We start from the raw sequence: 23,354 nt of genomic DNA on the forward strand, positions 1-23,354 counted from the left end.
GGTGTACAGGGCCTTGATGTTGCCGCTGCCGAAGGTGCGCGCACCGAGCCGCTCGATGACCTCGAAGAACAGGGTGCCGCGGGGGTGGGCGGACCTGGTGAAGATCTGCAGCAGCTGTCCGTCCTGGTCCTCGTCGACCAGGATGTTCGACTCGCGCAGCGCGTCGAGCGAGTGACGCCGCAGGTCGAGGCGTTCGGGCACCAGGTCGTAGTACGTCGACGGCGTGGTCAGGAAGCCCACGCCGTTGGCGCCGAGCCGGTGCACCGCCCGCACGATGTCGTCGGTGGCGAAGGCGACGTGTTGCACGCCGCCGCCCCCGTGCTCCTTGATGAACGTGTCGATCTGCCCGGGCTCCCTGGAGGTGTCCGGTTCGATCAGGGTGAGCGTCACCGCACCGGACCGGCTCTGCACCACCTGTGAATCCATGGCCTGGCCGCCGACGATGATCCGCTCGGTGAACACCATCTCGAAGCCGAGGATCGTCTCGTAGAACGCGACGGTGGGGGCCAGTTGGCCGGCCTCCAGGCAGACGGCGAAGTGGTCGATGGTGTGCAGACCCGCGGCGGCCGGGCCCGGCGTGCTCGCGTAGCCGGCGTTCGGGCTCACGGGCGAGAGTCCGGGCAGTGCACGGGAGTCCAGCCCGGCGGCGCGCTGCACGAAGGTGTGGGTGACATCGGCGAACCCGGCGATGGTCGCCGTGACGATGCCGTTCTCCTCCCGCGGCTCCGCCACGGGTCGGGCGCCGCGCCGCACCGCTTCCGCGAACGCCCCCGCCACGTCCGCGGTGCTCAGCGCGATGTCCGACACGCCATCACCGTGACGGTCGACATAGGCGGTCGCCGGATGGTCGGCGCCCTGCGCATCGGTCAGCAGCACCCGTATGTTTTCGTCACCCAGGGCGGTCTGGCGTACCGCGTTGTCCGTCGTGCCGGGAACCGAGTGCGCGTAAACCTCCATCCCGTAGCCGTTGACGAAGAATTCCGTCGCCTCCGTCAGGTCGCCGACCGAGAAACCGACGTGATCGACGCCGAGATCATCGAAAATGCTCACGAAATCCCTTTCTGGAGGCTTTGGACATCACACTGTTCGCGAATGAAGTCCGCGAGGCGGTTGATGCCGACTGTGATCTCATCCGGTGACAGATAGCTGAGGGACAGGCGGAGCTGCCGACGCGGGCGCCCGTCGCCGTAGAAGTGGTGCAGCGGAGTCCACAGGACCTGATGGCGCCGCGCGGAGTGCATGAGAAGTTCGTCGTCGACCGCGAACGGGACCGTCAGGACGACGAAGAATCCGCCGGCCGGCGTGTTCCAGGTCACCTCGGGACGGCTGTCGTCGGGGAAATGGCGGGCCAACTCGTTCAACGCGTGCCGCAGATTTCCCTGGTACAGCTCCGTTTCACGGGCATTGGCCGATCGCAGGCTGTGCCGGTGTGCCAGGAGTTTCCCGCCGATGACGGCCTGGGCGATCGGCGAGGTGTTCACCGTGAGCATGCTCTTGACTTTGGCCAGCTGATCGGCGAGGAGTCCCGTCCGGCCGTCCGCGGACGCGGTGCGCTGGTCGGCGACCGCGAATCCGATGCGCGCTCCCGGCAGTCCCGTCTTGGCGTACGAGCCCAGGTACACCACTCGGCGCCGATCGCCGTCGAGCGCCTTCAGTGTGGGTGTCGACTCGGAATCCAGTGCTCGGAACAACCCGTACGGATTGTCCTCCAGGACCAGGAAATCGTGCTTCTCGGCCAGCCGGATCAGTGCCTCACGGGTGTCGATGTCGAGGCTGGCGCCGGACGGGTTGGCGAAATCGGCCACCACGTAGCAGGCCCGTGGTCGCAGGCCGTCCGCCTTGGCCTCCTTGACGACCCGTTCCAGGTCTTCGAGGTCGATGCCGGCCGTGTGCTCCGCGACCGGCAGCACCCGCATGTCCGCGAGGGCGGCGGCACCGGTCGCGCCCACATAGCAGGGCATGGGCGCGATGAGGGCGTCCCGGTCGTCCCGGCGCAGCGTGCGAAGGGTCAGGAAGAGCGCCTCCTGGCAGCCCACCGTGACGACGATGCTCTCCGGATCGACATGGATGCCCTCGTCCGTGGAGAGGTTCCTCCCGATCAGGTCGTGAATGATGCCCTTGGTGCGCCCGTACTGCAGGAGCGTGCGGTGGACCTGCTTCTCGTCTCCGCCGGACAGGGATCTGACGTGGGACTCGTAAATGCGAAGGTATTCGTGTACATCATTGATGTCGAAGAATCCTTCGTACGGCCGTCCGGCGGCCATGGAGAGAGCGTCCGGGAATCGTTGAGACACCTCGTTGAGGAAATTCATTGACTCGATGACCGGCGACTCCAGGGATCCATGGAGGCTGAGTGTGTCGAGTTGTGTGTGCATGCGATGCCGGCTGGTAAGACAGCCGAAGTTCCCCCTCCAGCATAAAATCGGACCCCGGCGGTGCGGTCACCGAAAAGCGGCTGGGTCCGATAAATTCCCCTACGGAAATGGCGCATTACCGCCTATCTCCGGATCGATTGAATCACGGTGCTTGATCACCGTCAACCGTGATCCGAATCAAGCCGAGCGCAGCGATTTCCGGCCAATCTTGGTGAGCGCGTGCACTTGGTGCGCCCGGGGTACACCCGCACATCCGGATCGCGCGGACACCAGAGCGTCGTGCACTCCCATGGCGGTGACCCACCGTCAACTCCCCACAGCGCCAAAGCCGCTGAGTAGCGGCCCGGCAGGACCTGAAGTCCGGGCCGTTACAGCCTGAGGCTAAGCTGACGGCAGGGTGCGGACCGCGCCCGTCCCTGTTCGCATCCTCTTCGAGGTGGAAGAAGTGAACAACCTGGCCGCCACCAACGAGGACTTGGCGCAGCTCAGTAACTGGTTCATCTATTCGGCGATGGCCGTGTACTCGCTGGCCTTCCTCGCCCATATCGCCGAATGGGTCTTCGGCAGTCGCAGCAAGGTCGGCCGTACGGCCGCCGCGCTCGTGGCCGAGAAGGACCGGCAGTCGGCCCCTGAGCGCCGCGAGGTGCGGGCTGCGGCCGGTGGTACGGCTGTGCTGGAGCGCCCGAAGGTGGTCGGGCGGCTCCGTGCCGGCGCCTCCACCATCGCCGACGGTCCCGGGGCGCACGGCGGCGACGAGCGGGGCGACCTCTACGGCCGTATCGCGGTGTCCTTGACCACCCTCGCCTGCCTGCTCTCGGCCGGTGGTGTGGTGAGCCGCTCGCTGTCCGCGCAGCGTGCGCCGTGGGGCAACATGTACGAGTTCTCCACCACCTTCTCGACGGCGGTCGTCGGTCTGTACCTCGTCCTGCTCCTGCTGCGGAAGAACGTGCGCTGGGCGGGACTGCCGCTGGTCACCACCGTCCTGCTCGACCTGGGTGTGGCGGTCACCTGGCTCTACACCGAGAGTGACCAGCTGGTCCCGGCGCTGCACTCGTACTGGCTGTGGATCCATGTGTCCGTGGCGATCCTCTGCGGTGCGGCCCTGTACCTCGGTGCGCTGTCCGCACTCGTGTATCTCTTCCGGGACAGCTACGAGACGCGTCTCGGCGACGGCCGGGTCGCCGCTCTCGAACGCCAGTTGGCCACGTCGGTGCGGAACAAGGAGGGCTCGGCCGGCGCACGGCTGCTGCTGTGGACCCGCATGGTGTGCAACGACATCCTGGCCCGTATGCCCGCCGCGGCGACCCTGGACAAGCTGTCCTACCGCATCAACGCCGCGATCTTCCCCCTGTGGACCTTCACGATCGTGGCGGGCGCCATCTGGGCCGGCGAGGCCTGGGGCCGCTACTGGGGCTGGGACCCCAAGGAGACCTGGTCCTTCGTCACCTGGATCGCCTACGCCTCCTACCTCCACGCCCGCGCCACGTCGGGCTGGAAGGGCCGTAAGGCCGCGTACATCGCCCTCGTGGCCTTCGCCACCTACCTCTTCAACTACTACGGCGTCAACTTCCTCTTCGGCGGGAAGCACTCGTACTCCGGAGTCTGAGACGTCCCTACGGGGCGGTCCGCACCGCGGTTGCCGGCCTCATCCATGACGTTTGTCCATGCACATCTTGCCCGGTAAATCTCTCACCGACCCGGCCGTGCCCGCCTGCCGAACAGCAGGCCGCGCGGTTCCGGCGGCGGTGGCGTGCCCGGCTTCAGCGGCCAGGCGAGCAGCATGCCGGCGAGGAAGCCGACGATATGGGCGGCGTAGGCCACGGTGCCCACGTCGGACACGCCCTCGCCGGAGGAGTACACCGCCTGGAGCACGAACCAGAAGCCCAGCACCAGCCAGGCCGGCAGGCGCAGCGGCAGGAAGATCAGGAACGGCACCAGGACCCACACCCGGACCTTCGGGTACAGCACCAGGTAGGCGCCGAGGATCCCGGCGATCGCCCCGGACGCGCCGATCAGCGGTTCGGACGAGTCGTCGTTGAGGAGCGCGAAGCCGTACGAGGCCGCATAGCCGCAGACGGCGTAGAAGAGCGTGAACCGCACATGGCCCATGCGGTCCTCGATGTTGTTGCCGAAGATCAGCAGGAAGAGCATGTTGCCCAGCAGATGCAGCCAGCTGCCGTGCAGGAACATCGCCGTGAGGACGCTCAGTTCCGGCGACTTGTCGTAACCCGGCGGGCCGACCACGCAGCCCGGGCCCTGCGGGCCCACCGCGATGTCGCCGGTGGGCACCAGCCGCGGCATCTGATGGTGGATCAGTTCGCGTGGCACCACGGCATATTGGTCCAGGTAGGCCTGGAGATGGCACAGCTGCGCCAGGCTGCCGTCGCCCGCCACGGAACCCGCCATGCCGGGCATGGACAGGAACACGACGACGTTCGCCGCGATCAGCGCGTATGTCACCCAGGGCGTGCGGCGCGCCGGGTTCACGTCATGGACGGGGATGACCACAAGGAAGTAGTGCCCGCGATACGTCCGCCGAACCGGTGAACGCGGCCGTCCGGGCGTGCGTATGTCTTCTCGACCAGGCCGCGGCACGGCGAGGCGCGTCGCGGGACGACGTGAGGAACAGGCGATGAACGACCGAGTTACTCCTGCGATGCAGGCCACGCCCGACGGCGAGGCACAGATGGCGCTGGTGGTCCACCTCCCCTGGGAGGACGTCGCCCGGCTCGGCCAGGAGGCCGGCCGGCTGGCGCAGCAGCTGCAGCGCCCGGTGACGCTGGACGAGGCGGTGAGCCACCGGCTGCGATCCGCCTCTCCGGGCGCGCACGCAAAACCGGCAGGAGCACAGCCGACAGCCATGCCGTCCGCCGCATCCGTGTCGTCGCTACCGTCACGCCCGCCGGCGGAACAGGCACGGCAGGCGATCGACCGGATCAACGGAACGGCGTAGTCGCCGGGGAGCGCCAACGCTCCTCAGGGGCGCGGGGCTGTGTCGATTTGCGGCTCCTCCCCCACTCTCGGCTTCGCTCGAGCGGGGGGACCCCCACCGTGGGCGCGACCAGCCCCCCCACTACCCGCACCCGGCGAGACACCCGCACCCCTACTGCGCTCGAACCTTCCCCGCAGCCTTCCGCGCAGCGACCAACACCGGATCCCACACCGGCGAAAACGGCGGCGCATACCCCAGATCCAGCGCCGTCATCTGCTCCACCGTCATCCCAGCGGTCAGCGCCACCGCCGCGATGTCCACCCGCTTGCCCGCCCCCTCCCGGCCGACGATCTGCACGCCGAGGAGCCGCCCGGTGCGGCGCTCGGCGAGCATCTTGACGGTCATGGGGGAGGCGCTCGGGTAGTACCCGGCGCGGCTGGTGGACTCGATGGTCACCGTCTCGAACTGCAGCCCCGCCCGCCGGGCGTCCTTCTCGCGCAGCCCGGTACGGGCGATCTCCAGGTCGCACACCTTGCTCACCGCCGTGCCCACCACGCCGGGAAACGTGGCGTAGCCGCCGCCGACGTTCGCACCGATGATCTGGCCGTGCTTGTTGGCGTGGGTACCGAGCGCGATGTGCCGTTCGCGGCCGGAGACGAGGTCGAGGACCTCCACGCAGTCGCCGCCGGCCCAGATGTTCTCGTGCCCGCGCACCCGCATCGCCAGGTCGGTGAGCAGCCCTCCGTGCTCGCCGAGGGGCAGTTCCGCCGCCTTCGCCAGCGCGGTTTCCGGGCGTACGCCGATGCCGAGCACGACGACGTCCGCCGGATACTCGGCGTCCGCCGTGGCCACGGCCCGCACCCGGCCGTCCTCGCCCATGTGCAGCTTGGTGACCTCGGCGTCGTTGACCATGGTGATGCCCATGCCCTCCATGGCCTGGTGCACCAGGCGGCCCATGTCCGGGTCGAGGGTGGACATCGGTTCCCTGCCGCGGTTGACGACCGTCACCTGGAAGCCGCGGTTGATGAGCGCCTCGGCCATCTCGACGCCGATGTAGCCCGCGCCGACGACGACCGCACGCCGGCCACGCGTGCCTGTGAGGGTGTCCAGGAGGTCCTGGCCGTCGTCCAGGGTCTGCACCCCGTGGACGCCGAGGGCGTCGATGCCCGGCAGGTCGGGGCGGATCGGGCGGGCGCCGGTGGCGATCACGAGTTTGTCGTACGCCGTCCAGGACTCCGCCCCGGAATCGACGTCACGCGCGCGTACCCGCCCACCCTCGACGTCGATCTCCGTGACCTCCGTGCGCAGGCGCAGGTCGATGCCGCGCGAGCGGTGCTCCTGCGGAGTGCGTGCGATCAGCTCGTCCCGGTCGGAGACCTCGCCGCCCACCCAGTACGGGATGCCGCATGCGGAGTAGGAGGTGAAGTGGCCGCGCTCGAAGGCCACGATCTCCAGCTCGTCCGGGCCCTTCAGCCGACGGGCCTGTGACGCCGCGGACATCCCCGTGGCGTCACCGCCGATCACGACCAGGCGCTCTGCCCCGTTGCTGCCACGGCTCATGCTCATGCGGACACGCTACGGGGACCGGGCTTCTCAGTCCTGCTCGCCCCGCTGCTCCTCCCGGGCGCTCTCCGGCGCAGGCCGGGCGGTGGGCAGCGGACCCAGCGCCGTCATCGCGTTCTCCGCGGCCGGGCGGCGCGACAGCCGGGGCCGTACGAGGCGCAGCCAGAGCAGGACGAGCAGCGCGGCCAGGGCGGCGAACGGCAGCACCGCGGCGACGGCCACCACGATCCAGCGCAGCATCGCCACGAACGTGTCCCAGCCGCCCGTCAGTGCGTCCACGAACCCGGGATCGTCGTCGCCCTCGGCGGTCTTCTTCACGGGCGTCTCGGACAGGGAGAGCGTGATGGTGGCCAGGCTCGTACGGTCCTTCAGGGACGCCTGCTGGGCGAGCAGCGCCTCCAGGTCGGCCTGGCGGCCGCTCAGTTCGCCCTCCAGCTCCACCACGTCGCTGAGTTTGGTCGCCCGGTCCATCAGCTCGCGGATCCGGGCGACGCTGGCGCGCTGCGTCCTGATCCGGCTCTCCACGTCGACGACCTGGTCGGTGACGTCCTGTGCCTTCGCGGTGCGGTCGAGGAGCTTGCCGGCGCCCTCCAGGTCGGTGAGGACGTCCTCGTACCGGTCGGCGGGCACGCGCAGGACCACGCGGGTGCGCTCGTTGCCCTTCTCGTCCCGCGTGGTGGTCTCGCTGCCGACGTAGCCGCCGGCGTTCTCGGCGGTGGCGCGGGCGTCGTCCAGAGCCTTGGGCACGTCCTTGACCTGCACGGTCAGGGATGCGGTGTGGATGATGTCGCTCGTGCCGAGCCGGGGCGGCGCGGTGGCGCGGCCGGAGTCGGCACGGCCGCCGCTGTCGGGGACGCCGGCCTTGGAATCGGCCTGGGCCGCGGCCTCGCCGGCACTGCTGTCGCTTCCGCTGTCGTCCGCGCCGGTGCAGCCCGTGAGGGCGAGGGCGGCGGCGATCAGGATCCCGGCCAGGGCCTGGGCCGGCCGTCGTACGGAACGTCGTGCGCGCATGTGGGTGCATCCCCCCGAGGGTCGTGGCGACTGACGCTTCTTCGACGCCGGGACAGGGCGGGACGTTTGACCGGGCCGGTCCCGATGCGGTCACGGTCGGGACTCGGTGGGGCCACGGGGTCGCGGCGGGACTGTCAGCGGGCTCTGAGAAGGTGGAGCCATGAACGGAGCACGCACGGACGTCGGGCATGTCGTCGTCATCGGAGCCGGAATCGCCGGGCTGGCCGCGGCGCACCGGCTGCTGGCGCGGGGGGCGCGGGTGACCGTGCTGGAGGCGTCGGACCGGGTCGGCGGGAAGCTGCTGCCCGGCGAGATCGCGGGCGTGCGGGTCGACCTGGGCGCCGAGTCGATGCTGGCGCGCCGGCCCGAGGCGGTGGCGCTCGCCCGCGAGGTGGGGCTGACCGACCGGCTCCAGCCGCCGGCGACCGCGTCCGCCTCGCTCTGGACCCGCGGCGCCCTGCGCCCCATGCCCAAGGGCCACGTCATGGGCGTGCCCGGCACCGCGTCCGCCCTCTCCGGAGTCCTGTCCGACGAGGGCCTGCACCGCATCGAGCGCGACGCCGACCTGCCCCGCACCGAGGTCGGCGACGACGTGGCGGTGGGGGAGTACGTGGCGGCGCGGCTCGGCCGCGAGGTCGTCGACCGCCTGGTGGAGCCGCTGCTGGGCGGGGTGTACGCGGGCGACGCGTACCGCATCTCGATGCGGTCGGCCGTCCCTCAGCTCTTCCAGGCCGCCCGCACCCACACCTCGCTCACCGAGGGGGTGCGGGAGATCCAGGCCGGGGCGGCCGCGGCCCAGCAGAGCGGGCCGGTGTTCATGGGTATCCGGGGCGGCGTGGGCAGTCTGCCTCTCGCCGTCGCGGAGTCGGTGCGCGCCCGCGGGGGCGAGATCGTCACCGGGGCACCCGTGACGGAGCTGCGCCGGGAGCCGGCCGCCGGGTGGCGGATCGTCGCCGGCGACCGGGTGCTGCACGCCGACGCCGTGATCGTCGCCGTGCCCGCGCCCGCCGCAGCAGGGCTGCTGCGTGCAGAGGCTCCCGCCGCCGCTGCCGAGCTCGCCGCCGTCGAGTACGCGTCCATGGCTCTGGTCACCCTCGCCTACCGCAGGTCCGAGGCGCACCTTCCCGAGGGCAGCGGGTTCCTGGTGCCCCCAGTCGACGGGCGGACCATCAAGGCGTCGACGTTCGCCTCGCAGAAGTGGGGCTGGATCGCCGACGAGAACCCGGACCTGGTCGTGCTGCGCACGTCCGTCGGGCGGTACGGCGAGACGGAGATCCTCCAGCGCGACGACGCCGGGCTCGTGGAGGTCTCGCGCACCGACCTGCGCGCGGCGACCGGCCTGGCGGCGACCCCCGTCGAGACCCGCGTCACCCGGTGGTCCGACGGCCTGCCCCAGTACCCCGTCGGCCACCACGCGCGCGTGGCCCGCATCCGCGAGCACATCGGCAAGCTGCCCGGACTGGCCGTGTGCGGCGCGGTGTACGACGGCGTCGGCATCCCGGCGTGCATCGCGAGCGCGTACGCCGCGGTGGACCAGATCCACGGTGACCTGCACGCTGTGCAGGAGCTCACCGCGAACCCGGTGCAGAGCCTGCACGGCGGAGCGGGAGAATAAGGGACATGAGTGACGACGCCCCCACCACCGGCCCTGCTCGGATCCCGAACAAGGGCAAGCTGGCCAAGGACCTCAACGAGGTCATCCGCTACACCCTGTGGTCCGTGTTCAAGCTGAAGGACGTACTGCCCGAGGACCGCGCGGGCTACGCCGACGAGGTCCAGGAGCTGTTCGACCAGCTCGCCGCCAAGGACGTCACCGTCCGCGGCACCTACGACGTCTCCGGGCTGCGTGCCGACGCCGACCTGATGATCTGGTGGCACGCCGAGACCAGCGACCAGCTGCAGGAGGCGTACAACCTCTTCCGCCGCACGAAGCTGGGCCGCGCCCTGGAGCCGGTCTGGTCGAACATGGCGCTGCACCGCCCCGCCGAGTTCAACCGCTCGCACATCCCGGCGTTCCTCGCCGACGAGACGCCCCGCGACTACGTCAGCGTCTACCCGTTCGTGCGCTCCTACGACTGGTACCTCCTGCCCGACGAGGACCGCCGCCGGATGCTCGCCGACCACGGCAAGATGGCCCGCGGCTACCCGGACGTGCGCGCCAACACGGTCGCCTCGTTCTCCCTCGGCGACTACGAGTGGATCCTCGCCTTCGAGGCCGACGAGCTGTACCGCATCGTCGACCTCATGCGCCACCTGCGCGGCTCGGAGGCCCGGCGGCACGTCCGCGAGGAGGTGCCCTTCTTCACCGGGCGCCGCAAGTCCGTGACGGAGCTGGTCGCAGGCCTCGCCTGATCAGTGTGTGGGCCGGGTGGCCGGCGCCTTCGGGGTGCGGCCGCCCGGTGTCGTCGGCTTCGGTTCCGGGTGCGGTGCGCAGGCCGCCCGGCCCGACGGGAGGCGGCCCTGCAGCAGATACGCCTCCATGTGGCCGTTGACGCAGGGGTTCGCGCCGCCCGCGATGCCGTGCGTGCCGGCGTCCCGTTCGGTCACCAGGACGGAGCCCGACAGCCGGCGGTGGAGTTCGAGGGCGCCGCGGTACGGGGCGGCCGCGTCCCGCTCGGCGGCGAGGATCAGCGCCGGCGGCAGCTCTCCCGGCCCGGTCCGCACGTCGAGGGGCTGCTGACGCGGCGCCGGCCAGTAGGCGCACGGCAGGTTCATCCACGCGTTGTCCCAGGTCTCGAACGGTGCCACGCGCGCGAGCCGGGTGTTGTCCCGGTCCCAGACCTTCCAGTCCGTCGGCCAGGGCGCGTCGTTGCACTCGACGGCCGTGTAGACCGCCCTGGAGTTCTCCGCCTCCACCGCCTTCTCCTCATGGGGCGCGGCCAGGTCGACCAACGGCCGCGGATCGCCCTTCAGATAGGCCGACAGTGCCTCGGCGCGGCGCGGCCAGAAGTGGTCGTAGTACCCGGCCTCCAGAAACGTGTTCTGCAACTGCCCCGGCCCGACCTTGCCGCCGGCCGGCTCGGCGGCGAGCCGCGCCCGTGCGGTGTCGTAGCTGCGCTGCACCTCCCCCGCGGTGGCGCCCAGCCCGTACACGGTGTCGTGCTTGGCGATCCACGCCTTCAGGTCCGCCCAGCGCCCCTCGAACGCGGCCGACTGGTCGAGGTTGTTGCGGTACCAGATCTGCGCCGGGTGGGGGTTCACCGCGGCGTCGAACACCATGCGCCGTACGTGGGAGGGGAACAGCGTCGCGTACAGCGCCCCGAAGTAGGTGCCGTACGACGCGCCTACGAAGGTCAGCTTCTTCTCGCCGAGCGCCGCGCGCAGGACGTCCAGGTCGCGGGCGTTGTTGAGGGAGTGGTAGTGCCTGAGCGCGCTTCCGGACCGCTGGGCGCAGCCGCGGGCGTAGGCCTTCGCCCCCGCGATGCGCTCCTGCTTGTACGACTCCGAGGGGTGCGCCGGTGCCTGCGAGGGTGCCTTGAAGTAGTGCTTGGGGTCCTGGCAGGACAGGGGTGCGGAGCGGCCGACGCCGCGTGGGGCGTAGCCGACCAGGTCGTATGCGGCCGCGAGGCGCTTCCACTCGGGGAGTCGACCGAGCAGCGGGAAGTGGAAGCCGGAGGCGCCCGGACCGCCCGGGTTGTAGACCAGGGCGCCCTGGCGCGGCACCTTGCGCTTGCTGTTGTGCGGGTCGCGGTGGGTGGCCCGCACTCTGCTGACGGCGAGTTCGATCTGCCTGCCGCGGGGCTGTGCGTAGTCGAGCGGCACGGTGACCTTGCCGCACTCCATGGTCTCCGGCAGATCCTGTTTGTCGGGGCACTTGCCGAAGTCGATGCCCTCGGCCTGTGCGCGGGCGGCGGCCACGGCGGTGCCGCGCATCTCGGCCGCCATGTCCGGGGCGCCGGATGCGCCGCCGGCCGGGGCGGCGACGAGCGTGGTGAGGAGCAAGGAACCGGCGGCCGTGTAGAGGACGGCAGCTCTCATCGCGTATCCCTTCGGAGCGCGGCAGCGACAAAAGGGATGTTTCGGACGGTTGCGGGTGAAGGCAAGCACCAACCGGCCGGTGTCGGCGCCAATGCGCCCGTACGCCCCCAGGCGTTGTCCGGCCGGGGAGGCCTGCGGCGAGTACGGGTGGGCCCCGATGCGGGTGAGGGAGGCCGGGGCCCGGTCAGCGGCGGAGCAGTACCCGGCGGGCGCGGGCCATGCGGGAGCGCGGACGCGGTGTCGCGCCCGCCCGGTCCAGCCACCACTGGCGCAACTCCCTCCGCGCGCGGGCGTCTTCGGGCCGCTCGGCGAGCAGCAGCTGCTCGGCGAAGTGCAGTGCGTCGCGCCGGTAGCCGCCGGTCATCGGGTGCCGCTGGGCGTACGCGAGGAAGGCGGGCCGGTAGGCGTCACCGAGGATCTCCGGCAGCTCCGGCGCGACCTTCGCCACCACGTCCGCCCGCTTCCCGGCCAGCGCCCGCGCCTGCACCCCGAGTCGCACCCGGTCGAACCCCTCCGGCACGGGCGTACCGGCGACGAGCGCGGACAGCAGCGCGGCCTGCGCGAGGCCGAGCCGCTGGCGAGCGGGGTCGGAGGCCTGCGTCGAGGGGGCCGGCCTGGCCGTCGGGAGAGCGGCTCGGTCCGGCTCACCGCCCCTTGCCCGCCCCTCCTCCAGGGCATCCCGAATCGCCACCAACTCCCGTTCCAGCTCCGCCGGTTCGGGGAAGTTCTCGTCCCGCTCCAGCAGCACTCCCGGCGGCGAGACACGGGACGCGAGGTCGGTCAGGATGTCGAGAACCGGCTGCGGGACCGGGTGGGCGTGGCTGTCGTGCCAGACGCCGTCGCGCTCGAAGCCGCCCGCCACATGGACGTAGGCGAGGGCCTCCAGCGGGATCTCGGCGAGCGCCTTCGCCGGGTCCTCGCCGCGGTTGACGTGGTTGGTGTGCAGGTTCGCCACGTCGATCAGGAGTCGTACGCCGGTGCGTTCGGCCAGCTCGTACAGGAACTGGCCCTCGGTCATCTCCTCGCCCGGCCAGGAGATCAGCGCCGCGATGTTCTCCACGGCGAGCGGCACGGGCAGCGCGTCCTGCGCGATGCGCACGTTCTCGCACAGCACGTCGAGGGCGTCCCGGGTGCGCGGCACCGGCAGCAGATGCCCGGCCTCCAGCGGCGGGGACGCGGTCAGCGGGCCGCCGGCCCGGACGAACGCGATGTGCTCGGTCACCAGCGGCGAGCCCAGCGCCTCCGCCCGCTCGGCGAGGGCCGTCAGCCGTGCCGGATCGGGCCGCTCGGCGCCGCCGAGGCCCAGGGAGACGCCGTGCGGGACGACCGTCACCCCGCGCTCACGCAGCCGCAGCAGCGCGTCGGGGAGATGCCCGGGGCAGACGTTCTCGGCGACGACCTCGACCCAGTCGACGCCCGGCATGGCTTCCACGGCGTCCGCGATCTCCGGCCGCCACCCGATTCCGGTCCCCAGTCGCTCCATGGCCCCCTCCTTCACGTCCGATCTGCCACCTGGATCCGCTGTGTCGTCTCCTTCGACGGCCCGCTGTTCCGGCGTGAGGGGGGTATGGCCCCGGCCCCGGGGCACGAACCCTTCGGCGCGCACGTTCAGAGCAACATTTGAGGTTGGCGTGGCCGGCGCCAGAAGGTACGGACGGGAGACCCCGGACGTTCACGACCGGCCGCGGAACGCTCAGCGCAGCGCCGGATGGTCCGCGACCACCGTGCAGGAACCGGGAGCGATCTCCGTGAACCCGGCGTCGCGGACCAACGGCAGCCCGATCGAGGTGAGTTCACGCCAACGGGCCGGGTCGGCGGTGCGCACGGCCAGCGGGAAGCCCGCGTCCCGCCAGGCCGCGCGGTCCTCGTCCGACAGCTCCCACCAGGCGAGCTGGGCGCCGTGACCGGCCTGGGCCATGGCCTTGCCGGCCGACATCTCCACGTCCGGGTTCAGCCACAGCACCGGCGCGCTCCGGTCCGCCTCGATGGGCGGTTCCGGGTCGTCGAGGTCGGTGCCGGAGACCTGGAGCTTCGCCAGCTCCTTGGGCCAGCCGTCGAGCGGAACCGGCGGGAACACCCGTACCTCCGCCGCCTTGCCCGTGACCGTGATGCCGGGCAAGGCCTCCGCCCGCCGCCACTCGGCGCCACGCGCCCGCCGCACCACCTTGCGGATCCGGGCGTCCTGCCAGTCCCGCATCGCCTGCGCCCACTCGCCCTCACCCAGCGACCGCTCGTCACTCAGCATCACCAGGACGGCACGGGCGGCCGTCTCCAGGGCGTCGGTTCGGGCAGGCGGCGCCCCTCGCTCGATCCGCACGACAAGCGGCAGCACAAACTGCGGCGCGGTGTCGCGTGCGCTGGGCTCGGACCGGAAGGGGCTGTCGTTCAGTTCGCTGGTCACGCCGTCCAGTCTGCCAACCTCAGGGGCGCAGGGCGGTATCGGTGTGCGGCTGAGCCGCGTGGGCGGCCCCGATCAGCTCCGACACCTTCACGAACCGGTACCCCTGCCGGCGCAGCTCCGGCACGATCACCCGCACCGCGCGCTCGGTCGTCGGGGCCGCGCTGCGCGTGCAGTGCAGTACGACGACCGACCCCGGCCGTACGCCGTCCAGCACGTCCCGGGCCACGGCGTCGGCGTCCGTCGCGAACGCGTCCCCGCTCACCACGTCCCACTGCACCGCGGTCAGGCCGGCTCCGCCGAGCGCGCGCAGTGCCCGCCGGTCGTAGCAGCCGCCGGGGAAGCGGAAGTACGGCTTCGGATCCGGTACGCCTGCCCTGCGGAAGGCGGCGTACGCCCGCTCCACATCCGCCCGCATCCGCTCCTCGGCGACCGTCGGCAGCCCGTAGCAGTCGGGCGTGAAGGCGTAGTGGCTGTAGGAGTGGTTGGCGACCTCGAAGAGGGGGTCACGGCCGATGCCCCGGGCCTGGATGGGGTACTCCTCCGCCCAGCGTCCGGTCATGAACACGGTGGCCGGCACCTGCAGCGACCGCAGCGTCGCGATCAGCGAGGGGTTGTCGAAACGTTCGCCCGCGGCTGCGCGGGGCCCCTGGTCGGCGGTCATATCCGCGTCGAAGGTGAGCGCGACCGTCCTGCCCTGGGTGCGCGGCCCGTTGGTGAAGACGGGGGTGAGGCCTTCGGGGCCCTGGGCGAGGGTGGGCGCACGGGAGTCGGTGGCCGACGGGCCCGGGCGGGCCGGGCGGGGCTGCGGGCGCTCGGTGCCGCCGCAGCCGACGAGGGCGGCGCCGAGTACGCAGACGGCGGTGAGACGTCGTACAGGAAGGATCACCGAATGAACATAAGCAGAAAAGCATATAAACAGGGCATTCGGTCCCTTGGTGTCCCTTCGATGTCACCCGCTCAGCTGTCGTCGATCTCCGGAACCGCGTGCGTGGGGCCCGCCGCTCGTGCTGCGGAGTGGTGGTCCGGCGTGTGGGTCTCCAGGAAGCGCAGCAGCTCCACCGGGAAGGGGAGCACGAGCGTCGAGTTCTTCTCGGCGGCGACGGCCACGACTGTCTGCAGCAGCCGCAGCTGGAGCGCGGCGGGCGTGTTCGCCATCTGCTGTGCCGCCTCGGCCAGTTTCTTGGACGCCTGGAACTCGGCATCGGCGTTGATGACCCGGGCCCGCCGCTCCCGGTCCGCCTCGGCCTGGCGGGCCATGGAGCGCTTCATCGTCTCCGGCAGCGACACGTCCTTGATCTCGACCCGGTCCACCTGCACGCCCCAGCCCACGGCCGGGCTGTCGATCATCAGCTCCAGGCCCTGGTTGAGCTTCTCGCGGTTGGACAGCAGATCGTCCAGCTCGCTCTTGCCGATGATCGAGCGCAGTGAGGTCTGTGCCATCTGGGAGACCGCGAACTTGTAGTCCTCGACCCTGATGAGCGCGCTCGCCGCGTCGACCACCTTGAAGTACACGACTGCGTCCACGCGCACGGTCACGTTGTCCCGGGTGATGCCCTCCTGGGCCGGCACCGGCATCGTCACGATCTGCATGTTGACCTTGTACAGCCGGTCCACGATCGGGATGATCATCGTGAATCCGGGCGGACGCACGGAACCTTTGAGCCGGCCGAGGCGTAGCACCACACCGCGTTCGTACTGCTTGACCACCCGCGCCGCTGCGGCGAGATACAGCGCGCCCGCGGAACCGACCGTCGCGGCCACGGCCAGGAGTTCGTCGAGCATGACGACCCCCTCACCCGGAGGAGCGTAATGAGTGAAAGCCTTCTCCTGTAAAGATATGCCCGGTATCGGGTCCGGGGCCATGGTCGGTCCCGGACCCGATGCGGGCCCGGTCAGGGCGAGGTGACCTTCACCGGTTCGGTGCCGGACGCGCTGTGCCGCTCGGCCCAGTTCTCCAGCGCCGTACGGCAGGCGTGGTCCAGGTGGTGCAGGCCGGACAGGTCCAGCTCGATCGGCCGGTCCTGGGGCAGCGCCTCCAGGCTGTCCAGTATCTTCGGCAGTTGCAGGAAGGTCGCGTTGCCGGACAGGTACGCCTGGACCGGTCCGGCGCCCTTGTCTATGACCTCCAGCTTGATGTGCGAGGCCTCCCAGGCGGTCTTGGCGACCGACAGGGCCAGACCGATCAGGACGCCCTCGAACATGTTCACGGCGACGATGGCCACCGCGGTGACGACGAGGATCAGTGCCTCGCCGCGGTGCGTCCGCCACAGCGACACGATCTGCCGGAACGGGATCAGCTTCCAGCCCGCGTGGACGAGGATGCCGGCCAGCGCGGGCAGCGGGATCAGCGCCAGGGCGCCCGGCAGCAGCGCGGCGAAGAGCAGCAGCCAGACGCCGTGCAGGAGGCGGGAGGCCTTGGTCTTCGCACCCGCCTGGACATTGGCCGCGCTGCGCACGATGACCGCGGTCATGGGCAGTGCGCCGAGTGCCCCGCAGACCGCGTTGCCCGCGCCCTGCGCCATCAGTTCCTTGTCGTACTGAGTGCGCTCACCGTCGTGCAGCCGGTCCACGGCCGCCGCGCTGAACAGGCTCTCCGCGGAGGCGATCAGTGCGAAGGCGAGGACCGTGCCGAGAGCTGCCGGGCTCGCCAGCTCGCCGAAGGCGTCGGCGCCCGGCACCTGGACGGCGTCGAGCAGGCCCTGCACCTCCACGGTGGCCACCGGCAGATCGAACGCGAGCGCGGCGAGCGTGGCCAGCACCACCGCCGCGAGCGCACCCGGCACCGCCCGCACGGTCTCGGGCAGCCGCTTCCAGAGCACCATCACGGCCACGGTGCCCGCGCCGATCGCGATCGAGGCCAGTGCCGTGGTGCTGCCCACGGCCTCGACGAACGCCTCCGGCAGCCCCGTGATCTTGTCGATGCCGGACGCCGGGGCCGTCATGCCGGCCGCTGCGTACATCTGGCCCGCGATGATCACGAGCCCGATGCCGGCCAGCATGCCTTCGACGACCGAGACGGAGATGGCCCGGAACCAGCGCCCCAGCTTCAGTGCGCCCATGAGGAGTTGGAGCACTCCGGCGGCGAGCACGATCGCGCCGAGCGCGGGCAGCCCGAACTCGCGGACCGCTTCGAAGACCAGCACGGTGAGCCCCGCGGCCGGTCCGGACACCTGCAGGCTGCTGCCGGGCAGCAGGCCGGTGACGATGCCGCCCACGATGCCGGTGAGCAGGCCGAGTTCGGCCGGGACACCGGAGGCGACGGCCACGCCGACGCACAGCGGCAGCGCGACCAGGAAGACGACGATGGAGGCGCCGAAGTCCTGCTTGAGATAAGGGTATTTGTAGGGGCTTTTCTGGGGGCTTTTCTGGGGGTGTTTGTGGGGGGAATTGGTCATGACGGGATTCACAGGGCCTCGAACGCGTCGGTGGCTGCGCGGTGTTCGCGCACGGTGCCGGTGTGCACCTCGTAGTACCAGCAGTGCAGCCGCAGCCGGCCGTCCGCGAGCCGCTGCTCGACGCACGGGTAGGAGCGCAGGCGCAACAACTGGGCCAGCACATGCTGTTGCACCGCCTCGGCGACCGTCGGGTCCGCCGGATCGGCGGACTTGGGCTCGTCGGCGGCGTGCGCCAGCCAGTCGCGCACGGCAGGTACGGCATCGAGGTCGTCGCCGCGCACCAGCGCGCCGACGGCACCGCAGTGCGAGTGGCCGCAGACCACGACGTCCTGGACGCCGAGCACCTCCACGGCGTACTCGATGGTGGCCGCTTCACCGGTGGGGCGGCCGGAGGTGTACGGGGGAACGATGTTGCCCGCGGTGCGCAGCTCGAACAGCTGGCCGGGGCGGGCGCCCGTGATCAGGGCCGGTACGACCCGGGAATCGGAGCAGGTGATGAACAGGACCTCGGGGGACTGGCCCTGTGCAAGCTGGGCGAACTCCTCAGGGCGCTGTCCGAACGTGCGGGCGTTGTCGATGAGGGGCTGCATGATGTGGTGATTCCTCCTGGCGCGCCGTCAGGGCGCGTCGGGCGGGCAGGACAGAGGTGGGGGACTGCTCTGCTCTCAGCAGCGGAAGACCTGAAGTGCCGCCGGAGAGTGGGCTGTCGAGGGTCTCGACGCGTGGTCGTGTGCGGCGCTGCGCACGCTCGCGTCGGATTCGGCCCCCTGATCCCGCGCCGGCAGCGGGCGCTCGGGCGCGCAGGGCGCGGGGTCGACCGCGCGGTGGCGGTCGCGGATACGCAGGGGACCGGTCGGGTCCCCGAACTGCGTGTGGTGGTGGCACGTGGCGTCCTCGGCGCGCAGCGCCTTGCCGGAGGGGTTGGTTCCGGGCTGGGCCTCGGCCTCTGCATGACGGGCTGTGTACGCATGTGCGAAGGGCGCCGTGGACGTGAAGAACGGGAGGGTCAGCAGGAGGGCAGCCAGGACCGAGTACAGCGTGCGGGCCGTCCTACCTCGAAACATGAGCCTCCCTCCGGTTTGTTCACGTCTCTAGTCCGTGCCAACGGTTGGTCAACGGTTGGTCAAGAGAGACATTAACCCTGCGAAGTTGTTTGCAGGGTTAACTCGACGTTTCGACCCGAAGAGAGCCTCAAAAGCGAGGGTGAATTGGCGTGATCCAGCCCTTGAATCCGGGGGGTTGGTCCGCTATTGGGTGTCGACCAGGCGCTTCGCGTCCCGGGCCAGTGCGGTCAGCCGGGAGATCGCGCGGAAGTACTTCTTGCGGTAGCCGCCCTTCAGCATGTCCTCACTGAACAGCTGATCGAACGGCAGTCCCGAGGCCAGGACCGGAACCTCGCGGTCGTAGAGCCGGTCCGCGAGTACGACGAGCCGCAGCGCCGTCGACTGGTCCGGAACCGGCCGCACATCCGTCAGGCACACCGCCTTCAGGCCGTCGGTCAGGGCGCCGTAACGGCTGGGGTGGACCCGGGCGAGGTGGTCCAGCAGGTGCGGGAAGTCGTCGAGCGAGGCGCCCTCCGTGGCGTACGCCGCCTTTGTCACCTGTTCGTCCGAGTACGGGGCCGGAGCCTGAGGCAGGCCGCGGTGGCGGTAGTCCTCGCCGTCGATGCGCAGGGCGCGGAAGTGGGCGGACAGGCCCTGGATCTCGCGCAGGAAGTCGGCCGCGGCGAAGCGGCCCTCGCCGAGCTTGCCCGGCAGGGTGTTCGACGTGGCGGCGAGCGCGACGCCCGCGTCGACCAGCTTGCCGAGCAGGGTGGAGACCAGAACGGTGTCGCCCGGGTCGTCGAGCTCGAACTCGTCGATGCACAGGAGTCGGTGGCCGGACAGTGTCCGCACCGTCTGCTGGAAGCCGAGAGCGCCGACGAGGTTGGTCAGCTCCACGAACGTGCCGAACGCCTTCAGCGCGGGCTCGGCCGGGGTGGCGTGCCACAGGGAGGCGAGCAGGTGGGTCTTGCCGACGCCGTAGCCGCCGTCGAGGTAGACGCCGCGTGGTCCCGCCGGGGTCTTGGGGGACCTGGACTTGCCGAACCCGAAGAATCCGCGCCTGCCCGTGCCGGGCACTCCGCCGAGGCCGGTGGCGAAGCCCTCGAGGACCCCTACCGCCTCGCTCTGGCTGGGCTGGTTCGGGTCCGGGATGTACGTGCTGAAGCGCACCGAGTCGAAGCGGGGCGGGGGCACCATCTCGGCGACCAGGCGATCCGCGGGGACATGCGGCTCGCGGGCGCACAGGGAGAGCGGGCCGGCTTCGGCTATCGGGCTCCGCCCGGCGGCGGTAGAGGTGGACACGCTTACCCATGCTAAGGGGTGGCTCGGGTTCGGCTGCGGGCTGCGGGCTGTATGTGGCCGGGCCCACGCGGGGAACCGCGGGCCGGCAGAGCCCCGCGCCCTCGGGTCGGCCGTGGCTCCGTCGGCGGACAGTTCCTCCCCCGCGTGGAACACTGCACCGCATGCGACGCCTGTTCCCTGTGACCGACCAGACGGACGACCGCGAGTGGAGCCTCGCCGAGCTGGCCGCGGCCTATGCCTATCCCGAGCCCCGGCCGGGAGAGCCGGTGGCGTGGGTGCGGGCCAACATGGTGAGCACGCTCGACGGCGCCGCCCAGCACGACGGTCGCTCGCAGCCCATCTCCAACGCCACCGACATGCGGATCTTCGGCACGCTCCGGGCGCTGGCGGACGTGGTCGTGGTCGGTGCTGAAACGGTCCGTCAGGAGGGGTATCGCCCGGCACGCGCGCGTGCGGAGTTCGCAGGGCTGCGCAGGGCGGCCGGGCAGGGGCCCGCGCCCGCGATCGCGGTGGTCACCGCGAGTCTGGATCTGGACTTCTCGCTTCCGCTGTTCACCTCGCCCCTGGTTCCGACCCTGATCCTCACGGGCGCCGCCGCGGCCCCGGACCGGATCGTGGCGGCCGAGAAGGCCGGCGCCCGGGTGGTGGTCGCCGGTGACGGCGTCGGAGTGGAGCCCGCCCGGGCCGTACGGGCCCTCGCCGAGCTGGGGCACACGCGGCTGCTGACCGAGGGCGGCCCACGGCTGCTGGGCCAGTTGGTGGCCGCCGGGGTGCTCGACGAGCTGTGCCTGACCGTGTCCCCGATGCTCACCGCAGGCGACGCGCAGCGGATCGCCGGGGGACCGTCGGTGGCGGTGCCGCAGCGTTTCGCCCTGGCGTCCCTGCTGGAAGAGGCCGGGTTTCTGTTCTCCCGTTACCGTCGGTCCTGAGGGCTCGCCAGCCCTCGTAGGAGAAGGGGCGCCTGGTGTTCACAAGCGTTTTGATGATCGAGAAGGCCCTGACGTCCGCCGACGTGGAGTTCGTCACCACCTTGCACGGGGACGAGCCGGTCACCTTCCACGTGCTGCTCCAGCCGCGCGGCGAGCAGGCGGACCGGTTGCTGCGCGCCATCGACGACCTCGCCCTCGGCGATCTCGACGAGGCGGTGCGCGAGGGGGAGACCCCGGAGGGAGAAGCGGCCAGAAGCGAGGGGCAGCAGGCGCTCGAGGTGTCCCTGCAGGCGCTGCGGGCCTCGGGCAGCGAGGCGGAGGGGCGGCTGATCGAGGCCCACCCGCTCGATGTGCTCAAGGACCTCGTCGAGGAGACCGGTGCCGACGAGGTGATCGTCCTGACCGATCCCCACTACGTGGAGGAGTTCTTCCACCGCGACTGGGCTTCCCGGGCCCGGCACCGGGTGGGCGTGCCGGTGCTGAAGTTGTTCTCGCACAGCAAGGCGTAGTGAGGTGCTGTCGGCCGCAGGCAATAGGCTGGGGCCCGCGTTCGTTCGCGGGCGCTGATCGTCGTACCGGATCTTGGGGAGATACACGCATGGCACCCGGCCTTCCTACCGCCATGGACCGACCGCACTTCATCGGCATCGGCGGCGCCGGGATGTCGGGCATCGCGAAGATCCTCGCGCAGCGCGGTGCCAAGGTCGCCGGCAGCGACGCGAAGGAGTCGGAGACCGCCGAGGCGCTGCGCGCGCTGGGTGCGACCGTGCACATCGGGCATGCGGCCGAGCACCTCGCGGACGACGCCAGCTGTGTCGTGGTGTCGTCGGCGATCCGTGCGGACAACCCGGAGCTGGCCGGGGCGGCCGAACGGGGCATCCCGGTGATCCACCGCTCCGACGCGCTCGCCGCCCTGATGGACGGCCTGCGCCCGATCGCGGTCGCGGGCACGCACGGCAAGACGACCACCACCTCGATGCTGGCGGTGTCGCTGTCCGAGCTGGGCCTGAACCCGTCGTACGCCATCGGCGGCGACCTCGACGCCCCCGGCTCCAACGCGCTGCACGGCGAGGGCGAGATCTTCGTCGCCGAGGCGGACGAAAGCGACCGCAGCTTCCACAAGTACGCGCCCGAGGTGGCGATCGTCCTCAACGTCGAGCTCGACCACCACGCCAACTACGCGTCGATGGACGAGATCTACGAGTCCTTCGAGACGTTCGCCGGGCGGATCGTGCCCGGCGGGACGCTGGTGATCTCGGCGGACCACGAGGGCGCGCGGGAGCTGACCCGGCGGCTGGCCGGGGCCGTGCGGACGGTGACATACGGGGAGGCGGACGACGCCGACGTACGTGTCCTGTCGGTCGTGCCGCAGGGGCTGAAGAGCGAGGTCACGGTCCTCCTGGACGGTGCGGAACTCACCTTCACCGTCTCCGTCCCGGGCCGCCACTACGCCCACAACGCGGTCGCCGCCCTCGCGGCGGGCGCGGCCCTCGGCGTGCCGGCCGCGGAGCTGGCCCCGGCGCTGGCCGCGTACACAGGAGTGAAGCGGCGCCTGCAGCTGAAGGGCGAGGCGGCCGGCGTTCAGGTGATCGACTCCTACGCCCACCACCCGACCGAGATGACGGCGGACCTGGAGGCGATGCGCGCGGCGGCGGGCGACACGCGCATCCTGGTCGTCTTCCAGCCGCACCTGTTCTCCCGCACCCAGGAGCTCGGCAAGGAGATGGGCCGGTCCCTGGCCCTGGCCGACGCCTCCGTGGTCCTGGACATCTACCCGGCCCGCGAGGACCCGATCCCCGGCGTGACCAGCGAACTGATCATCGAGGCGGCCCGCGCGGCCGGCGCCGACGTGACACCGGTCCACGACAAGGCGGAGGTGCCCGAGGTCGTGGCGGGAATGGCGAAGGCCGGTGATCTCGTTCTGACCATGGGCGCGGGCGATGTCACCGACCTCGGCCCGCGCATCCTGGACCGCCTGTCGAAGTGAGGGGCTGAACGCTCATGTCGTACGACGTCGAAAAGCCGGACGAGCAGTGGCGTGCGGAGCTGACGCCGGCCGAATACGCCGTACTGCGCGAGGCCGCCACCGAGCCCGCGTTCACCGGTGAGTACACCGACACCAAGACCGAGGGCGTCTACTCCTGCCGGGCCTGCGGTGCCGAGCTGTTCACCTCGGAGACCAAGTTCGAGTCCCACTGCGGCTGGCCGTCCTTCTTCGACCCGAAGGACACCGACGCCGTGGAGCTCGTCGAGGACCGCTCGTACGGCATGGTGCGCACCGAGGTGCGGTGTGCGCGATGCGGATCCCATCTCGGGCATGTGTTCGAGGGTGAGGGGTATCCGACCCCCACGGACCAGCGGTACTGCATCAACTCGATCTCCCTGAGGTTGCAGCCCGAAGGGGAGTGAGCGCACGTTGTGGCGT

At 70.9% G+C, this 23,354-nt stretch carries 22 protein-coding genes; 8 read left to right on the forward strand and 14 right to left on the reverse strand.

Annotated elements, in window-relative coordinates:
* A partial coding sequence (hppD, locus tag ACTWQJ_RS10300; protein ID WP_443306322.1) for a 4-hydroxyphenylpyruvate dioxygenase occupies positions 1 to 1,050 on the reverse strand: 1,050 nt, incomplete at its 3' end.
* Positions 1,047 to 2,264 carry an aminotransferase-like domain-containing protein gene (locus ACTWQJ_RS10305; RefSeq protein WP_443306323.1) on the reverse strand — a complete coding sequence of 406 codons (1,218 nt, stop codon included), beginning with the start codon at positions 2,262 to 2,264 and terminating at the stop codon, positions 1,047 to 1,049. The genes ACTWQJ_RS10305 and hppD, both read right to left, overlap by 4 nt.
* Positions 2,265 to 2,820: 556 nt before the next feature.
* Between ACTWQJ_RS10305 and ccsB the strand changes: the two genes are divergently transcribed.
* Positions 2,821 to 3,981 (forward strand): c-type cytochrome biogenesis protein CcsB, encoded by a 1,161-nt coding sequence (gene ccsB, locus ACTWQJ_RS10310; protein WP_443306348.1) that lies wholly within the window; start codon positions 2,821 to 2,823, stop codon positions 3,979 to 3,981.
* An 83-nt stretch (positions 3,982 to 4,064) separates the two neighbouring features.
* On the opposite strand, the gene ACTWQJ_RS10315 is transcribed toward ccsB, so the two are convergent.
* Positions 4,065 to 4,883 carry a rhomboid family intramembrane serine protease gene (locus tag ACTWQJ_RS10315; RefSeq protein ID WP_443306324.1) on the reverse strand — a complete coding sequence of 273 codons (819 nt, stop codon included), beginning with the start codon at positions 4,881 to 4,883 and terminating at the stop codon, positions 4,065 to 4,067.
* 124 nt (positions 4,884 to 5,007) lie between these two features.
* Here ACTWQJ_RS10315 and ACTWQJ_RS10320 point away from each other — a divergent pair, with 124 nt between their 5' ends.
* A complete protein-coding gene (locus tag ACTWQJ_RS10320) occupies positions 5,008 to 5,328 on the forward strand; it encodes a hypothetical protein (protein WP_443306325.1) in 321 nt (106 codons plus the stop codon).
* Positions 5,329 to 5,478: 150 nt separating this feature from the next.
* Here the strand turns inward: ACTWQJ_RS10320 and ACTWQJ_RS10325 are convergent, their stop codons facing one another.
* Together ACTWQJ_RS10325 and ACTWQJ_RS10330 are read right to left on the reverse strand one after the other, a co-directional pair.
* Entirely contained in the window at positions 5,479 to 6,873 is a 1,395-nt protein-coding gene (locus ACTWQJ_RS10325; protein ID WP_443306326.1) for an FAD-dependent oxidoreductase, read from the reverse strand.
* 27 nt (positions 6,874 to 6,900) lie between these two features.
* Positions 6,901 to 7,881, reverse strand: coding sequence for a DUF4349 domain-containing protein (locus ACTWQJ_RS10330; RefSeq protein ID WP_443306327.1), 981 nt, complete (start codon positions 7,879 to 7,881; stop codon positions 6,901 to 6,903).
* Between the two features lie 160 nt (positions 7,882 to 8,041).
* On the opposite strand from ACTWQJ_RS10330, the gene hemG reads away from it, so the two are divergent.
* Both hemG and hemQ read left to right on the forward strand, forming a co-directional pair.
* On the forward strand, positions 8,042 to 9,496 hold the full coding sequence (hemG, locus tag ACTWQJ_RS10335) for a protoporphyrinogen oxidase (RefSeq protein WP_443306328.1): 1,455 nt from the start codon (positions 8,042 to 8,044) through the stop codon (positions 9,494 to 9,496).
* 5 nt (positions 9,497 to 9,501) lie between these two features.
* The gene (hemQ, locus tag ACTWQJ_RS10340; protein ID WP_443306329.1) at positions 9,502 to 10,233 is read left to right on the forward strand and encodes a hydrogen peroxide-dependent heme synthase; all 732 of its coding nucleotides are present in this window, start codon (positions 9,502 to 9,504) and stop codon (positions 10,231 to 10,233) included.
* On the opposite strand, the gene ACTWQJ_RS10345 is transcribed toward hemQ, so the two are convergent.
* The 9 genes from ACTWQJ_RS10345 to zapE all read right to left on the reverse strand — a co-directional run bounded on the left by ACTWQJ_RS10345 (position 10,234) and on the right by zapE (position 20,000).
* Positions 10,234 to 11,859 carry an alpha/beta hydrolase gene (locus ACTWQJ_RS10345; RefSeq protein ID WP_443306330.1) on the reverse strand — a complete coding sequence of 542 codons (1,626 nt, stop codon included), beginning with the start codon at positions 11,857 to 11,859 and terminating at the stop codon, positions 10,234 to 10,236.
* Positions 11,860 to 12,043: 184 nt separating this feature from the next.
* Positions 12,044 to 13,342 carry a DUF692 domain-containing protein gene (locus ACTWQJ_RS10350; protein ID WP_443306331.1) on the reverse strand — a complete coding sequence of 433 codons (1,299 nt, stop codon included), beginning with the start codon at positions 13,340 to 13,342 and terminating at the stop codon, positions 12,044 to 12,046.
* Between the two features lie 210 nt (positions 13,343 to 13,552).
* On the reverse strand, positions 13,553 to 14,260 hold the full coding sequence (locus tag ACTWQJ_RS10355; RefSeq protein WP_443306332.1) for an aminoacyl-tRNA hydrolase: 708 nt from the start codon (positions 14,258 to 14,260) through the stop codon (positions 13,553 to 13,555).
* Positions 14,261 to 14,279: 19 nt separating this feature from the next.
* Entirely contained in the window at positions 14,280 to 15,146 is an 867-nt protein-coding gene (locus ACTWQJ_RS10360; RefSeq protein WP_443306333.1) for a polysaccharide deacetylase family protein, read from the reverse strand.
* Between the two features lie 71 nt (positions 15,147 to 15,217).
* Complete coding sequence (locus ACTWQJ_RS10365; RefSeq protein WP_443306334.1) at positions 15,218 to 16,042, reverse strand: slipin family protein; 825 nt, start codon at positions 16,040 to 16,042, stop codon at positions 15,218 to 15,220.
* A gap of 110 nt (positions 16,043 to 16,152) precedes the next feature.
* A complete protein-coding gene (locus ACTWQJ_RS10370) occupies positions 16,153 to 17,655 on the reverse strand; it encodes a SulP family inorganic anion transporter (protein ID WP_443306335.1) in 1,503 nt (500 codons plus the stop codon).
* Between the two features lie 8 nt (positions 17,656 to 17,663).
* Positions 17,664 to 18,245 carry a carbonic anhydrase gene (locus tag ACTWQJ_RS10375; protein WP_443306336.1) on the reverse strand — a complete coding sequence of 194 codons (582 nt, stop codon included), beginning with the start codon at positions 18,243 to 18,245 and terminating at the stop codon, positions 17,664 to 17,666.
* A gap of 75 nt (positions 18,246 to 18,320) precedes the next feature.
* The gene (locus ACTWQJ_RS10380) at positions 18,321 to 18,719 is read right to left on the reverse strand and encodes a hypothetical protein (RefSeq protein ID WP_443306337.1); all 399 of its coding nucleotides are present in this window, start codon (positions 18,717 to 18,719) and stop codon (positions 18,321 to 18,323) included.
* A gap of 183 nt (positions 18,720 to 18,902) precedes the next feature.
* A complete protein-coding gene (gene zapE / locus ACTWQJ_RS10385) occupies positions 18,903 to 20,000 on the reverse strand; it encodes a cell division protein ZapE (RefSeq protein ID WP_443306338.1) in 1,098 nt (365 codons plus the stop codon).
* A 161-nt stretch (positions 20,001 to 20,161) separates the two neighbouring features.
* Between zapE and ACTWQJ_RS10390 the strand changes: the two genes are divergently transcribed.
* From ACTWQJ_RS10390 to msrB, 4 genes are all read left to right on the forward strand, one after another.
* Positions 20,162 to 20,929: a pyrimidine reductase family protein gene (locus ACTWQJ_RS10390; protein ID WP_443306339.1), complete on the forward strand. Its 768-nt coding sequence runs from the start codon at positions 20,162 to 20,164 to the stop codon at positions 20,927 to 20,929.
* Positions 20,930 to 20,964: 35 nt separating this feature from the next.
* Positions 20,965 to 21,438, forward strand: a complete 474-nt coding sequence (locus tag ACTWQJ_RS10395; protein ID WP_443306340.1) for an indole-3-glycerol phosphate synthase — start codon at positions 20,965 to 20,967, stop codon at positions 21,436 to 21,438.
* An 89-nt stretch (positions 21,439 to 21,527) separates the two neighbouring features.
* Positions 21,528 to 22,916 carry a UDP-N-acetylmuramate--L-alanine ligase gene (murC, locus tag ACTWQJ_RS10400; protein ID WP_443306341.1) on the forward strand — a complete coding sequence of 463 codons (1,389 nt, stop codon included), beginning with the start codon at positions 21,528 to 21,530 and terminating at the stop codon, positions 22,914 to 22,916.
* Between the two features lie 14 nt (positions 22,917 to 22,930).
* Entirely contained in the window at positions 22,931 to 23,338 is a 408-nt protein-coding gene (msrB, locus tag ACTWQJ_RS10405; protein WP_443306342.1) for a peptide-methionine (R)-S-oxide reductase MsrB, read from the forward strand.
* The last annotated feature ends 16 nt before the right edge of the window (positions 23,339 to 23,354 follow it).

Origin of the sequence: Streptomyces sp. KR55, assembly GCF_052245645.1 — a bacterium.
GTDB classification, from domain to species: Bacteria; Actinomycetota; Actinomycetes; order Streptomycetales; family Streptomycetaceae; genus Streptomyces; species Streptomyces flavusporus.

Bases quoted from the DNA above. Each gene is read 5' to 3' on its own strand.
- ACTWQJ_RS10305 (WP_443306323.1), bottom strand. From the start codon at position 2,264: ATGGCCGCCGGACGGCCGTACGAAGGATTCTTCGACATCAATGATGTA.
- ACTWQJ_RS10320 (WP_443306325.1), top strand. From the start codon at position 5,008: ATGAACGACCGAGTTACTCCTGCGATGCAGGCCACGCCCGACGGCGAG.
- ACTWQJ_RS10325 (WP_443306326.1), bottom strand. From the start codon at position 6,873: ATGAGCATGAGCCGTGGCAGCAACGGGGCAGAGCGCCTGGTCGTGATC.
- ACTWQJ_RS10330 (WP_443306327.1), bottom strand. From the start codon at position 7,881: ATGCGCGCACGACGTTCCGTACGACGGCCGGCCCAGGCCCTGGCCGGG.
- hemG (WP_443306328.1), top strand. From the start codon at position 8,042: ATGAACGGAGCACGCACGGACGTCGGGCATGTCGTCGTCATCGGAGCC.
- hemQ (WP_443306329.1), top strand. From the start codon at position 9,502: ATGAGTGACGACGCCCCCACCACCGGCCCTGCTCGGATCCCGAACAAG.
- ACTWQJ_RS10345 (WP_443306330.1), bottom strand. From the start codon at position 11,859: ATGAGAGCTGCCGTCCTCTACACGGCCGCCGGTTCCTTGCTCCTCACC.
- ACTWQJ_RS10350 (WP_443306331.1), bottom strand. From the start codon at position 13,342: ATGGAGCGACTGGGGACCGGAATCGGGTGGCGGCCGGAGATCGCGGAC.
- ACTWQJ_RS10365 (WP_443306334.1), bottom strand. From the start codon at position 16,042: ATGCTCGACGAACTCCTGGCCGTGGCCGCGACGGTCGGTTCCGCGGGC.
- ACTWQJ_RS10370 (WP_443306335.1), bottom strand. From the start codon at position 17,655: ATGACCAATTCCCCCCACAAACACCCCCAGAAAAGCCCCCAGAAAAGC.
- ACTWQJ_RS10375 (WP_443306336.1), bottom strand. From the start codon at position 18,245: ATGCAGCCCCTCATCGACAACGCCCGCACGTTCGGACAGCGCCCTGAG.
- ACTWQJ_RS10380 (WP_443306337.1), bottom strand. From the start codon at position 18,719: ATGTTTCGAGGTAGGACGGCCCGCACGCTGTACTCGGTCCTGGCTGCC.
- ACTWQJ_RS10390 (WP_443306339.1), top strand. From the start codon at position 20,162: ATGCGACGCCTGTTCCCTGTGACCGACCAGACGGACGACCGCGAGTGG.
- murC (WP_443306341.1), top strand. From the start codon at position 21,528: ATGGCACCCGGCCTTCCTACCGCCATGGACCGACCGCACTTCATCGGC.
- msrB (WP_443306342.1), top strand. From the start codon at position 22,931: ATGTCGTACGACGTCGAAAAGCCGGACGAGCAGTGGCGTGCGGAGCTG.